This window comes from Streptomyces manipurensis (assembly GCF_049570255.1).
Classification (GTDB): Bacteria; Actinomycetota; Actinomycetes; order Streptomycetales; family Streptomycetaceae; genus Streptomyces; species Streptomyces manipurensis.
On the sequence record NZ_CP186950.1, the window covers coordinates 4219520 to 4231220 of the forward strand.

Consider the following 11701-nt stretch of genomic DNA (forward strand, 5'->3'; position numbering starts at 1 on the left):
CACGCGACGGGCACCCGGTTCCCGGGATATCCACCGCGAGATCCACCGCCCCGAGCAACCGCGGACCGGCCTGTTCCGTCTGGGAGAATGGCCGAAGCCAGCATTCGAGTAGAAGGACGTGTCGTGGCTCAGAGCGCGCAGAGCAGCACCGAGACCGACTGGGTCTCCCGTTTCGCGGACGAGGTCATCGCCGAGGCGGAGCGCCGAGCCCCGGGCAAAACCGTCGTCGTCGCGTCCGGACTCTCCCCCTCGGGCCCGGTCCACCTGGGCAACCTCCGCGAGGTCATGACCCCGCACCTGGTCGCCGACGAGATCCGCCGCCGCGGCCACGAGGTCCGCCACCTGATCTCCTGGGACGACTTCGACCGCTTCCGCAAGGTCCCCAAGGGCATCCCCGGCGTCACCGAGGAGTCGCACGCCCAGCACATCGGGCGCCCGCTGACCGCCGTCCCCGCCCCCGAGGGCTCCGCGTACCCGAACTGGGCCGAGCACTTCAAGGCCGCGATGGCCGAGTCGCTGGCCGAGCTCGGCGTCGAGTACGACCCGATCAGCCAGACCGAGCAGTACACCACCGGTGTCTACCGCGAGCAGATCCTGCACGCGATGAAGCACCGCGGCGACATCGACGCCGTCCTCGCCCAGTACCGCACCAAGGCCAAGCCGGGCGGCAAGAAGCCCCAGCAGAAGCCCGTCGACGAGGCCGAGCTGGAAGCCGCCGAGGGCTCCGGCGCGGCCGCCGAGGACGACGGCAGCGCCGGCGAGGCGGGCTACTTCCCGTACAAGCCGTACTGCGGCCGGTGCGGCAAGGACTTCACCAAGGTCACCTCGTACGACGACACGACCACCGAGATGACCTACGTCTGCACCGAGGACGAGTTCACCGAGACGGTCAAGCTCAGCGAGTTCAACCGCGGCAAGCTCGTCTGGAAGGTCGACTGGCCGATGCGCTGGGCCTTCGAGGGCGTCATCTTCGAGCCCTCCGGCGTCGACCACTCCTCGCCCGGCTCCTCCTTCCAGGTCGGCGGCCAGATCGTCCACATCTTCGGCGGCGAACAGCCGATCGGCCCGATGTACGCCTTCGTCGGCATCAGCGGCATGGCCAAGATGTCCTCCAGCAAGGGCGGCGTCTTCACCCCCGGCGACGCCCTGAAGATCATGGAGCCGCAGCTCCTGCGCTGGCTCTACGCCCGCCGCCGCCCGAACCAGTCCTTCAAGATCGCCTTCGACCAGGAGATCCAGCGGCTCTACGACGAGTGGGACAAGCTGGAGGGCAAGGTCGCCGACGGCACCGTGCTGCCCGCCGACGCCGCCGCCCACGCCCGCGCCGTCCGCGTCGCCTCCCACGAGCTGCCGCGCACCCCGCGCCCGCTCCCGTACCGCACCCTCGCCTCCGTCGTCGACATCACCGCCGGCCACGACGAGCAGACCCTGCGCATCCTGGCCGACCTCGACCCGTCGCAGCCGCTCACCTCCCTCGACGAGGTACGGCCGCGCCTGGACCGCGCCGAGAACTGGATCACCACCCAGGTCCCGGCCGACCAGCGCACCCTCGTACGCGAGGACGCCGACACCGAGCTGCTGTCCTCCCTCGACGACGAAGGCCGCGAGTCCCTGCGCCTCCTCCTCGAAGGCCTCGACTCGCACTGGTCGCTCGACGGACTGACCACCCTCGTCTACGGCGTCCCCAAGGTCATGGCCGGCCTGGAGCCCGACGCCAAGCCCACCCCCGAGCTCAAGGTCGCGCAGCGCACCTTCTTCGCCCTGCTCTACCGCCTCCTCGTGACCCGCGAGACCGGGCCGCGCCTGCCCACGCTGCTCCTCGCCGTGGGCGCCGACCGGGTGCGCAAGCTCCTGGCCGCCTGAGGCACCGCACCACCGGCACGGGCCCGCACACCCCCGGGGTGTGCGGGCCCTTCACGTCGCGCGCGGCTCTGATCCGCCGGACGACGGGCACTAGGCGATGTGCTCGTTCTCCAGCTCGCTGTGGTAGCGCTGCTTGAGCTGCGGGTAGATCTTGCGGATCAGCGAGGCACTGCGCGGATGCACCACCCCGTAGCGGTCCGCCAGCAGTATGTCGAGCTGCTCCGCGGTCAGGAGCTCGCCGCTCTCCGCCAGGTGGGTGCGGAACACCTCGTACGCCGCCTCGGCGAACTTCTCCGCGTCCCCGTCGGCCTCGGCCTCCACCGCCGGCGCCGCCTCCTGGCGGGGCTGCGGTACGGGCGCCTGCTGCGAGTGCTCCTCCTCCGGGCCCATCGGCGGCAGCACCGGGGTCGGCTCCAGGCCCTCCACGTACTGCGGGTTGTAGCCGCCCTCGTACGCGGCCTGCGGCGCCTTCGGCGCGGCGAACCAGGCGCTGTTGTGGGCCGCGGGCATGGCCGTCGGGTCCACGGCGAACGCCGGCGGGACGTGCCCCGCACCGGCCTGCATCTGCTGCATCGCCTGCAGCTGCTGCAACTGCAGCTCCTGCTGCGCCCGCAGCTCCTGCTGCATCCGCGGATCGTGCTGCGCCTGCTGCGCGGGCCCGGCCTGTTCCCCGGCCTGTTCCCCGGCCTGCGCCGCCACGGTGACCTGCTGCGGGGACGACGCCTCCCGCACCGGCCCGCCCGCCTCCAGCGCCGGGGCGGCCGCCGCGAGCGAGTCCTCCAACGGCGGCAGCACCGCCGGGTCGATGCCCGTCATCGCCAGCGCCTCCGGCGCCGTCTCCGACAGCGGCACACCGATCCGCGCCAGCTTCAACGGCATCAGCGCCTCCACCGGCGCCTTCCGCCGCCAGAACCGCCCGTACCGCGCCTGCAGCCGCGCCTGGTAGATCAACCGGTCCTGCTCCATCGTCACGGCCTGCTCGTAGGAGCGCAGCTCCCACAGCTTCATCCGCCGCCACAGCTTGAAGGTGGGGATCGGTGAAAGCAGCCAGCGCGTGATCCGCACGCCCTCCATGTGCCGGTCCGCGGTGATGTCCGCGATCCGGCCCACCGCGTGCCGGGCCGCCTCCACCGTCACCACGAACAGGATCGGGATCACCGCGTGCATGCCCACACCGAGCGGATCCGGCCACGACGCCGCACCGTTGAAGGCGATCGTCGCCGCGGTGAGCAGCCACGCCGTCTGCCGCAGCAGCGGGAACGGGATCCGCATCCAGGTCAGCAGCAGGTCCAGCGCCAGCAGCACGCAGATACCCGCGTCGATGCCGATGGGGAACACCAGGGAGAAGCTGCCGAAGCCCTTCTTCTCCGCGAGCTCGCGCACCGCGGCGTACGAGCCCGCGAAGCCGATGCCCGCGATAACGACGGCTCCGGCGACGACGACACCGATGAGTATTCGGTGCGTACGAGTCAGCTGCATCGCGGCCACCCGCGATCCCCTCCCCTTGTCGAGCACAAACCGAGCGCTGTGTCCTTACCGAGCCTTTACCGAGCTGCGGCAGGCACAGCGTACGGGTGACCGGATGTCAGCGCCCCAGGAGGCCCCGCCCGGCCCCCGCCGCCTACTGGGGCTGGGGCGACTGCGACTGCGGCTGCTGCTCCGGCTGCTGGGCCGGCTGCTTGTTCGCGGTCTCCACCGACGCGACGGCCTCCTTGGCGGCCGCGATCGCGTCCTGGAGCAGCTTCGCCTGGTCCGGGGCGCCCGCACCCTCGTAGGCCGCACCGTTGTAGTCGAGCGTGACCACCACGTTCTGCGTGCGCGCCACGATCGTCGTGTTGAAGAAGTCGACGTCCTTCTTCACCGTGTAGACGACCGAGGTGCCCTGGTCGCCGATGCCGCCGACCTCCTCCGCCTTGACGTTCTGCGCGCCCTCGGAGGTCTTCGCCGTCTCGACCTGCTTCTTGTACTGCTCCTCGGCCCGCTTGTTGGCGCTGCCGAGCGAGGCGTGCGAGTCGTTGCGGAAGTAGGAGAGGGACAGCCAGCGGTACTGCGATCCCTTCAGACCGTCCTCGTCCAGGCCGTTCCAGGAGCAGCTGGCACGGCTGGCCAGGTCGTTCGACTTCGTCGCCGTGCCGTTCTTGTCCTTCGCCTCCGGGACGAGGGTGCCTATCGTCGCCGTCTGGATCGCCTTGCAGGGATCCGGCAGGGTGGCGAAGGCGGCCTTCTCCAGCTCCGGCTTGGACTTCTCGCCGGGCTTCGAAGACGCGGACGAACCGGACTTCTTGTCGCCGTCCTTCCCGGCCGAGTCCTTGCCCGAGTCGGAGGAACACCCGGCCACGGTGAGGATCACCGGGACGGCTGCGCAGGCGAGAACGCGGGTGAGGCGCGAGGCTGATCGGTGCATGTTTCCTTCAGTGCGTTGGGGGTCTTCTTCGGACACGGGACCCGTGCAACCGTAGCCCGACCGGGTGCCCGCCTGCTGTGCGCGCCGTCACGCCGGGGTGCGGCACGCACCGCTCATTCGTTGAAGCGCTCGACGAGCGCCTGGGCCAACTGCCTTGTCCTGTCCTGGGTTTCGGCGCTCGGCGGGATCGTGCCGGGCGCCGCCGGCTGCACGCTGTACTCGACGGTGACGAGGACGTTCGAGGTACGGAACACAATCCGCACGGTCCGCGACTGCGCCGCCGTGGCCCCCGCGGGGCTCAGCTTGTCCTCCAGGAACGCCTCGGTGCCCAGGCCCTCCAGCACGCGCGAGCCGAGCTCGGGCTGCGGGGACGGGCTGGTGCCGGGAGCCGGGGTGCCGGTGGCCGGGGTGCCCGCGGAGGGCGCCCCGGAGGAGGGCGTGCCCGAGGAGGGCGCCCCGGCGGGGGGAGGGGTCGCGGCCGACTGCCCGGCGGGCGGCGGCGTGGAGGCCGTGGCGCCGGGAGCCCCCGGGCTCGGGGTGGTGGCGGGGCCGGGGAAGGGCAGGCGCGCGTCGGTGAGCCGGCGCACGTACACCTGCTTGGCCTTGTCGTCGTCGCTGGCCACGGCCCGGTCGTAGGAGACCACGCGCTCGAAGCCGACCGACAGCAGCCGCGTCTCCTCGGGCGTCTGCGAGGTCCAGCGGCAGCCGACGTGCCGGTCGCCGTCGTAGGAGGAGTCGGCGACGCCCGCGTAGAGCTGGTCGCGCTGCTCGGGGGTGAAGGACTCCGGCACCGGGAGCATCGCCTTGAGCTTCTTGCTGTCGAGACCGGCCTTGCAGGGCGCCGGCAGGCTGCGGTACTTGCCGGGCTGGGCGGGCGCGGCGGAGCTGCCGCCGGCCTTGGAGTCGCTGGGGCCCCCCTCGTCGCCGCCGTCGGTGCACCCGGTCAGGCCGACCGCACCGGCCGCGAGCGCGGTGAGCATCGCGATGCCGGGCAGGACTCGCCGTACCGCTGCCTTGCGCTGCACGTCCACTGGCTCCCTTCGACCCGCGGCCCTCCGCCGGTCCGGAAATTGCGTTGCCGCGACTTGGGCGCGGATGGACACAATGTCTATCGCACACGCTGGTGCTGGCGCCGGTCCCCTGTCGTATTTGGGATCAAGAGCGAGGCTTTTGCGCATTCTGACTTTTCTGATGTTTTCGGGGGATTGATTCCTTATGTCGTATGTAGAGGTACCGGGGGCGCAGGTCCCGATCCGGATGTGGACCGACCCGGCGTCGGTCGAGGACAGCGCGATGCGGCAGCTGCACAACACCGCCGCGCTTCCGTGGATCAAGGGGCTGGCCGTGATGCCGGACGTCCACTACGGCAAGGGGGCCACCGTCGGCTCGGTGATCGCGATGAAGGACGCGGTCTGCCCGGCGGCGGTGGGCGTGGACATCGGCTGCGGAATGTCGGCGGTGAAGACCTCCCTGACGGCGAACGACCTGCCGGGGGACCTGTCCGGACTCCGCTCGAAGATCGAGCGGGCGATCCCGGTGGGCGCGGGGATGCATCGGGAGGCGGTGGACCCGGAGCGGCTGTACGGGTTCTCGGTCGAGGGGTACGCGGACCTGTGGAAGCGGTTCGACTACATCACCGATGCGGTCAAGTTCCGTCAGGAACGTGCCACGAAGCAGATCGGAACGCTCGGATCCGGGAATCACTTCATCGAGTTCTGTCTCGATGAGTCAGGTTCGGTCTGGCTGATGCTGCACTCCGGCTCCCGGGGCATCGGCAACGAGCTCGCCGCGCACCACATCGACGTGGCCCGGGGCCTCGCGCACAACCAGAACCTGGTCGACCGGGACCTGGCGGTCTTCCTCGCGGCGACGCCCGAGATGGAGGCGTACCGCAACGACCTCTTCTGGGCCCAGGAGTACGCGAAGTACAACCGCGCGGCGATGATGAGCCTCTTCAAGGAGGTCGTCCGTAGGGAGTTCCGCAAGGCCAAGGTGTCCTTCGACCGCGAGATCAGCTGCCACCACAACTACGTGGCGGAGGAGCGGTACGACGGCATGGACCTGCTGGTCACGCGTAAGGGCGCGATCCGGGCCGGCAGCGGCGACTACGGGATCATCCCCGGCTCGATGGGGACGGGTTCGTACATCGTGAAGGGCCTCGGCAACGAGAAGTCCTTCAACTCGGCCTCGCACGGCGCGGGCCGGAAGATGAGCCGGACCGCCGCGAAGAAGCGCTTCTCGGCCCGGGACCTGGCGGAGCAGACCAAGGGCGTCGAGTGCCGCAAGGACTCGGGCGTCGTGGACGAGATCCCGGGTGCGTACAAGTCCATCGAGCAGGTCATCGACCAGCAGACCGACCTGGTGCAGGTCGTGGCCAAGCTCAAGCAGATCATCTGCGTCAAGGGCTGACCTGTCTCCGGGCGGGCAGCGAAAGGCCCGGAACCCTGAGGGTCCCGGGCCTTCGTGTGTCGCTCAGTGCTGGAGCCAGGGGCCGCGGCCGGTGCGAAGGCGTGTGAGGCGCTGCCTGCATGCGGACTCCGTGCGGCCCAAGGGGGCGGCCGCGGCGACGGGGTCGCCGAGCTCGAGGAGTCTGAGGTCCTCCGCCGTGGTCCAGCGCCGGCGGGGCGCCGCCCTGGGCATGTCCGCAGGCCGGACCCACGTGCTCAGGGACGCCGCCGAGAACATCTTGCGCTCCAGGGCCAGACAGCCGTCGTAGTACAGGTGTGAGGCCAGCTGGACGGCGGTTTCGTTGGTGTAGAGGATGTTGTAGACGCCGTCTCGGGCGTTGCGCTTGATGGTGCGTTCCGCTCCGGTGACCTTCCTGGCGAAGTCGCACAGGTAGGCCCCGATCGCGGTGCTCGCGGTGGTCAGGGAGACGAAGGGATGGCCCTTCCCGGTGTACCCGACCGATCCGTCCGCATCGATCAGGCCGCGTACATAGTCCCGGCGTGAGAATTCGGTGCGGGGCGGCGCGATGATTCTGGACTTGCGTCCGTAGGGAACGCCGAGCTCGTTGATGACGGTGCGGGCTTCGTGCGCGGAGACCGCCCAGACGGCAGTGCGTGACGAGGAGCTGAAGTTCGTACTCCGGGCGCGTTCGACGACGGAGCTGTTGTACGGAGTGAGGCGCCGGAACTCGTGCAGCAGGGCGACGTCCCGGACGTTGAGTTCCACGGTGAGGCGTCCGCGCTGTCGGCTCTGTTCCGAGAGGTGCCCGTCGGCCTGGAGGAAGCCGAACATGTAGGCGTAGCGGGGGGCCTGGAGGTCCATGAAGCGCGCGGGGGCGTTAGGGTCCTGGTCGGCCATGAGGAAGCTCTTTCTTCCTGGTGGGTGAGGCCCCCGGCCGGGACTGCCATTCCGTCCGGGGGCCGTTTCGCGTCGACGCTGAACCTAGGTGTGGGCCCTGCGTGTGCCGGGACGAACGGATGCCGTTCACTCGAACGCATGGCGGAATGCCGGGGTCCGGTGCTGAGCGTCGCCCGAGGGTGAACTTCCGTTTCTCGTGACCAACCTCAAGCAGGTCATCTGCGTCAAGGGCTGAGGCCCCACGCGGACGTCGGGGGACGCGAAGGGCCCGCACCGGTCACGGCGACCGGTGCGGGCCCTTCGCGCGCTTCAGTCGGTGGCGCCGTCGAGGAGGAGGTCGACGGACAGTTCGAGGGACACGCCGATGTCCTCCGGGATGCTGACGGAGGTGCCCCGCTTGTGCGAGGTGCGGAGCCTGTACGTGCCTCCGCGTGGGTCCCGGCAGACGACGACCTCGTCGTGGTGCCGATCGGCGATGACGTAGACGGGGACGCCGGCCGCGGCGTAGCTCTCCGCCTTGGTGCCGAGGTCGTCCGACCAGTTCGACGAGGTCACCTCGACGACCAGGCGGAACACGTCCGGCGCGTAGCAGTTGTTCCTTCCCTTCGCCCCCAGGAAGTCCGCTTCGACCAGGGAGAAGTCCGGGATGGCGTAGTCGTCCGGGCCGGTCGGCAGCCAGATGCCGATGCCCTGCAGGAAGTCGAGCCCGGCCTGCGCCGCCCCGGCCTCGTGGAAGGCCACGACCAGCCGGGTCAGCGTGCGTGCGTGGCGCCCGTCGGCCGGTGGTGTCACGGTGAGCCTCCCGTGGAGAATCTCCACTCGGTGCCTGGGAAGCTCCTTGGACAGTCGATGGGCGGCCGCCGCGATCGTGATCTCGTGCTGTATCACGGCCATAGCTTCCTCCCCTTCGTGACCCACGCTTTCGGAGCGTAGCCGGGCCCGTTGGCGATTCGCGCGGATTCACCCGTACGGACCGGATCCGCCGGGGTTCCCCTAGAGCTCGCGGTGGACCTTCGTGTTCGAGGCCTGGGCGCGGGGGCGGACCACCAGGAGGTCGATGTTGACGTGGCTGGGGCGGGTCACCGCCCAGGTGACGGTGTCGGCGACGTCGTCGGCGGACAGGGGCTGCGCGACGCCCGCGTAGACCTTCTCGGCCTTCTCGGCGTCGCCGCGGAAGCGGGTCTTCGCGAACTCCTCGGTCTTGACCATGCCGGGGGCGATCTCGATGACGCGCACGGGCTGGCCGACGATCTCCAGGCGGAGGGTCTCGGCGAGGACGCGGGCGCCGTTCTTGGCGGCGACGTAGCCTGCGCCGCCCTCGTAGGTGGCGTGGCCGGCCGTGGAGGAGAGGATCACGACGGTGCCGTCGCCGGAGGCGGTGAGGGCGGGCAGCAGGGCCTGGGTGACGTTGAGCGTGCCGATGACGTTGACCTCGTACATGGTTCGCCAGTCGGCGGCGTCGCCGGTCGCGACGGGCTCGGCGCCGATGGCCCCGCCCGCGTTGTTGACCAGGACGTCACAGCGGTCGAGGGAGGCGGCGAGGGCGTCCACGGCGGCGCGGTCGGTGACGTCGAGGGGGTGCGCGGCGGCGGAGTGGCCGGCCGCGGTGAGCTCGGCGGCGAGGGCCTCGATGCGGTCCTTGCGGCGGGCGGTGAGGACGACGTGGTAGCCGGCGGCGGCGAGCTGCCGGGCGGTGGCCGCGCCGATGCCGCTGCTCGCGCCGGTGACTACGGCGGTTCGGGTGGCGGCCGTGCTCATGTGCGGGCTCCTCGGTCGTTCGTACGGACGATTACCCGCCAGCATAGGCACGGCCGGCCGGGTCAGCGGCTGCGCGGGGCGTACATGATCAGGGCCATTCCGGCGAGGCAGACGAGGGCGCCGACGATGTCCCAGCGGTCGGGCCGGTAGCCGTCGGCGACGGCGCCCCAGGCCAGGGAGCCGGCCACGAAGACCCCGCCGTAGGCGGCGAGGACGCGGGCGAAGTCCCCCTGGGGCTGGAGGGTGGCGACGAAGCCGTAGAGGCCGAGGGCGATCACGCCGGCGCCGATCCAGGCCCAGCCCTTGTGTTCGCGCACGCCCTGCCAGACGAGCCAGGCGCCGCCGATCTCCAGGAGGGCGGCAAGGGCGAAGAGGGCGACGGAGCGGGCGATCGGCATGGCTCAAAGGTACGCAGTCCGGATGGGCGTGGGCGCGCCCTCGTTCGTGTGATGGTCCGACTGGCGGGGGCCGGCCGGGGCTAGCCTCCGCGCGAGAGCCGAGCAGGAGGTGGTGGCGGTGCGCCGTGGCGCCGTACGGAGTGTGGTGGTGGCCGGGTTGCTGGCGCTCGGCGCGGTGGCGCCGGGGTCGGTCCAGGCGGTGGGGTCCGGATGGGCCGGGCCGGAGGCCGATGTGGCGTACCACGGCCGGGTCGCCCTGGCCGGGACGCAGCTGAGGGTCTGGCTCGTCCCCGAGAACGACGGGCCGGCGGCGCTGCCGAACGCGACGCTGCGGGTGCGGCTCTCGGGGGACCTCGCGGACCGGCAGCGGCTCGCGGAGGGCTGCGCGCGGGCGGGGCTGCGCGAGGTGGTGTGCGAGACGGGGCCGCTGCCGCTGCACGGGCGGGGCCGGCACGTGGGGCTGGTGCTGGAGATGCGGGAGCGTGCCCCGGAGGTGCTGGTGCGCGTGGACACCTGGTGGAACGGGGGAGCCACGGACCGGAACCGGGCCAACAACGAGCACGTGGTGCTCGCCCTGGACACGGGCGACACCTACGCCTTCTAGGCCCGGGGAGTCGGGGGCCGGGGCCCTGAGGGCCGTCACCTGTCGGGTCCGCGGCCGGGCGGAGCGTCCGCCCGGCCGCGGACCTCGGGCGGCCGAAGCCCTCAGGCGGTGCCGAATTCGACGAGGGCCTCGTCGACGATCTGTTCCAGCCGGGCGTGGTGGGCGCCGCGCCAGTAGACGCGCTCGCAGGCGCCGCACTGCGCGAACACGTCGTAGGTGCGCTGCGTGCCGTGTTCGAGGCGGTCGCCGACGCTGTCCTTGTCGGCCTCGTGCAGCTGCCCGTTGCAGGCGGTGCAGCGGGTCCACGGGGCGAGGGCGGGCGCGAACCGGCCTAGTACGTCGCGCAGTTGCTCGTCGGGGTTGTCGCTGTAGACGTAGGCGCCGGCGAAGATCTCGCGGCGGCGGAGCAGGCCGCGGTCCCGGGAGAGCAGGACGCGCCGTTCGGCGGCGGAGCGGGTGGCGAGTGCGGGGTCGCCGATGTCCTCGTTCTCGTACGCGGCGTCGACGCCGAGCAGGCGCAGGCGGCGGGCGAGGGTGCCGAGGTGGACGTCGAGGAGGAAGCGCAGGGGTGCGCCCTCGATGCGCTGGGGCCGTGCGACGCCGAGGACTTCCACGTCCTGGCCGTCCTGGGGCACGTACGAGGTGGGGACCTCGTGGCCGTCGACGAGGAGTCGGCCGACCTCGGTGAGCGGGACTCCGGCGGACTCGACGACGTGGCCGAGGCTGGAGGCGCCGTCGGTGGGGGTCGGTACGCGGTCGGCGCGCCGGCTGGGCGGGGCGAAGAGGCGCAGTTCGGGGGCGAGGGTGAGCTGAATGCCGGGTCCGTTCACCCTGTCAGCATGCCATTGCCGGGGGGTGGTCGCGGCTGATTTTCAGGAGGCGGCCGCGGCCCGGTCGTAGGCCTCGCGATGGGTGCTGACCTCGTCGAAGTGGTTCTCGGCCCAGAGCTTCACGGAGGAGAGGAGGGCGGCGAGGCTGCTGCCGAGGTCGGTGAGGCGGTAGTCGACGCGGACGGGGACGGTGGGGGTGACGTGGCGGGTGACGAGTCCGTCGCGTTCGAGGGAGCGCAGGGTCTGGGTGAGCATCTTCTGGCTGACGCCGGGGATCTTGCGGCCGAGGTCGCTGTAGCGCAGGGAGCGGTCGTCGGCCTGGGCGAGGGCGCTGACGACGAGTCCGACCCACTTGTCGCTGATGCGGGCGAGGAGTTGGCCGGTGGGGCATTCCCTGAGGAAGGCGTCGTAGGCGGCGCGGGCTTCCTCGCGGCGGGCTGCGGCGGTGGTGGTGGCCATGGGTGCCCACTTCCGGGTCGGGTACGCACCTTGGGGTGCCTACTTACGGATGGAGAGTACCTCTCCCTAGGTTAGTGCT

General features: G+C 71.2%; 12 protein-coding genes. 3 read left to right on the top strand and 9 right to left on the bottom strand.

Annotation, left to right across the window (positions count from 1 at the left end; genetic code table 11):
- Positions 1 to 87 precede the first annotated feature (87 nt).
- Positions 88 to 1863, top strand: a complete 1776-nt coding sequence (gene lysS / locus ACPU2J_RS19560; RefSeq protein ID WP_391348958.1) for a lysine--tRNA ligase — start codon at positions 88 to 90, stop codon at positions 1861 to 1863.
- A 90-nt stretch (positions 1864 to 1953) separates the two neighbouring features.
- Here lysS and ACPU2J_RS19565 read toward each other — a convergent pair whose 3' ends face one another.
- The 3 genes from ACPU2J_RS19565 to ACPU2J_RS19575 form a co-directional block, all read right to left on the bottom strand.
- Positions 1954 to 3351 carry a DUF2637 domain-containing protein gene (locus tag ACPU2J_RS19565; protein ID WP_423833723.1) on the bottom strand — a complete coding sequence of 466 codons (1398 nt, stop codon included), beginning with the start codon at positions 3349 to 3351 and terminating at the stop codon, positions 1954 to 1956.
- Positions 3352 to 3484: 133 nt separating this feature from the next.
- Entirely contained in the window at positions 3485 to 4267 is a 783-nt protein-coding gene (locus ACPU2J_RS19570; RefSeq protein ID WP_420079973.1) for a DUF3558 domain-containing protein, read from the bottom strand.
- Positions 4268 to 4380: 113 nt separating this feature from the next.
- A complete protein-coding gene (locus ACPU2J_RS19575) occupies positions 4381 to 5292 on the bottom strand; it encodes a DUF3558 domain-containing protein (RefSeq protein WP_423833724.1) in 912 nt (303 codons plus the stop codon).
- 190 nt (positions 5293 to 5482) lie between these two features.
- Here ACPU2J_RS19575 and ACPU2J_RS19580 point away from each other — a divergent pair, with 190 nt between their 5' ends.
- Positions 5483 to 6676: an RtcB family protein gene (locus tag ACPU2J_RS19580; RefSeq protein WP_389070760.1), complete on the top strand. Its 1194-nt coding sequence runs from the start codon at positions 5483 to 5485 to the stop codon at positions 6674 to 6676.
- A gap of 63 nt (positions 6677 to 6739) precedes the next feature.
- Here the strand turns inward: ACPU2J_RS19580 and ACPU2J_RS19585 are convergent, their stop codons facing one another.
- From ACPU2J_RS19585 to ACPU2J_RS19600, 4 genes are all read right to left on the bottom strand, one after another.
- Positions 6740 to 7573, bottom strand: coding sequence for an LAGLIDADG family homing endonuclease (locus tag ACPU2J_RS19585; RefSeq protein WP_423833725.1), 834 nt, complete (start codon positions 7571 to 7573; stop codon positions 6740 to 6742).
- 309 nt (positions 7574 to 7882) lie between these two features.
- The gene (locus ACPU2J_RS19590; protein WP_420079969.1) at positions 7883 to 8467 is read right to left on the bottom strand and encodes a Uma2 family endonuclease; all 585 of its coding nucleotides are present in this window, start codon (positions 8465 to 8467) and stop codon (positions 7883 to 7885) included.
- Positions 8468 to 8566: 99 nt separating this feature from the next.
- On the bottom strand, positions 8567 to 9331 hold the full coding sequence (locus tag ACPU2J_RS19595) for an SDR family oxidoreductase (RefSeq protein ID WP_365495545.1): 765 nt from the start codon (positions 9329 to 9331) through the stop codon (positions 8567 to 8569).
- Positions 9332 to 9393: 62 nt separating this feature from the next.
- Complete coding sequence (locus ACPU2J_RS19600) at positions 9394 to 9729, bottom strand: YnfA family protein (protein ID WP_420079968.1); 336 nt, start codon at positions 9727 to 9729, stop codon at positions 9394 to 9396.
- 148 nt (positions 9730 to 9877) lie between these two features.
- On the opposite strand from ACPU2J_RS19600, the gene ACPU2J_RS19605 reads away from it, so the two are divergent.
- A complete protein-coding gene (locus ACPU2J_RS19605; protein ID WP_423833726.1) occupies positions 9878 to 10333 on the top strand; it encodes a hypothetical protein in 456 nt (151 codons plus the stop codon).
- Between the two features lie 101 nt (positions 10334 to 10434).
- Here ACPU2J_RS19605 and ACPU2J_RS19610 read toward each other — a convergent pair whose 3' ends face one another.
- Both ACPU2J_RS19610 and ACPU2J_RS19615 read right to left on the bottom strand, forming a co-directional pair.
- Positions 10435 to 11163 (bottom strand): Mut7-C RNAse domain-containing protein, encoded by a 729-nt coding sequence (locus tag ACPU2J_RS19610; RefSeq protein ID WP_423833727.1) that lies wholly within the window; start codon positions 11161 to 11163, stop codon positions 10435 to 10437.
- Between the two features lie 42 nt (positions 11164 to 11205).
- Positions 11206 to 11622 (bottom strand): winged helix-turn-helix transcriptional regulator, encoded by a 417-nt coding sequence (locus ACPU2J_RS19615; RefSeq protein ID WP_361591306.1) that lies wholly within the window; start codon positions 11620 to 11622, stop codon positions 11206 to 11208.
- Positions 11623 to 11701 lie beyond the last annotated feature (79 nt).

What these genes read in the sequence shown, in the direction of transcription:
- lysS (WP_391348958.1), top strand. Translation starts at nt 88, where the DNA reads ATGGCCGAAGCCAGCATTCGAGTAGAAGGACGTGTCGTGGCTCAGAGC.
- ACPU2J_RS19570 (WP_420079973.1), bottom strand. Translation starts at nt 4,267, where the DNA reads ATGCACCGATCAGCCTCGCGCCTCACCCGCGTTCTCGCCTGCGCAGCC.
- ACPU2J_RS19580 (WP_389070760.1), top strand. Translation starts at nt 5,483, where the DNA reads ATGTCGTATGTAGAGGTACCGGGGGCGCAGGTCCCGATCCGGATGTGG.
- ACPU2J_RS19585 (WP_423833725.1), bottom strand. Translation starts at nt 7,573, where the DNA reads ATGGCCGACCAGGACCCTAACGCCCCCGCGCGCTTCATGGACCTCCAG.
- ACPU2J_RS19590 (WP_420079969.1), bottom strand. Translation starts at nt 8,467, where the DNA reads ATGGCCGTGATACAGCACGAGATCACGATCGCGGCGGCCGCCCATCGA.
- ACPU2J_RS19595 (WP_365495545.1), bottom strand. Translation starts at nt 9,331, where the DNA reads ATGAGCACGGCCGCCACCCGAACCGCCGTAGTCACCGGCGCGAGCAGC.
- ACPU2J_RS19600 (WP_420079968.1), bottom strand. Translation starts at nt 9,729, where the DNA reads ATGCCGATCGCCCGCTCCGTCGCCCTCTTCGCCCTTGCCGCCCTCCTG.
- ACPU2J_RS19615 (WP_361591306.1), bottom strand. Translation starts at nt 11,622, where the DNA reads ATGGCCACCACCACCGCCGCAGCCCGCCGCGAGGAAGCCCGCGCCGCC.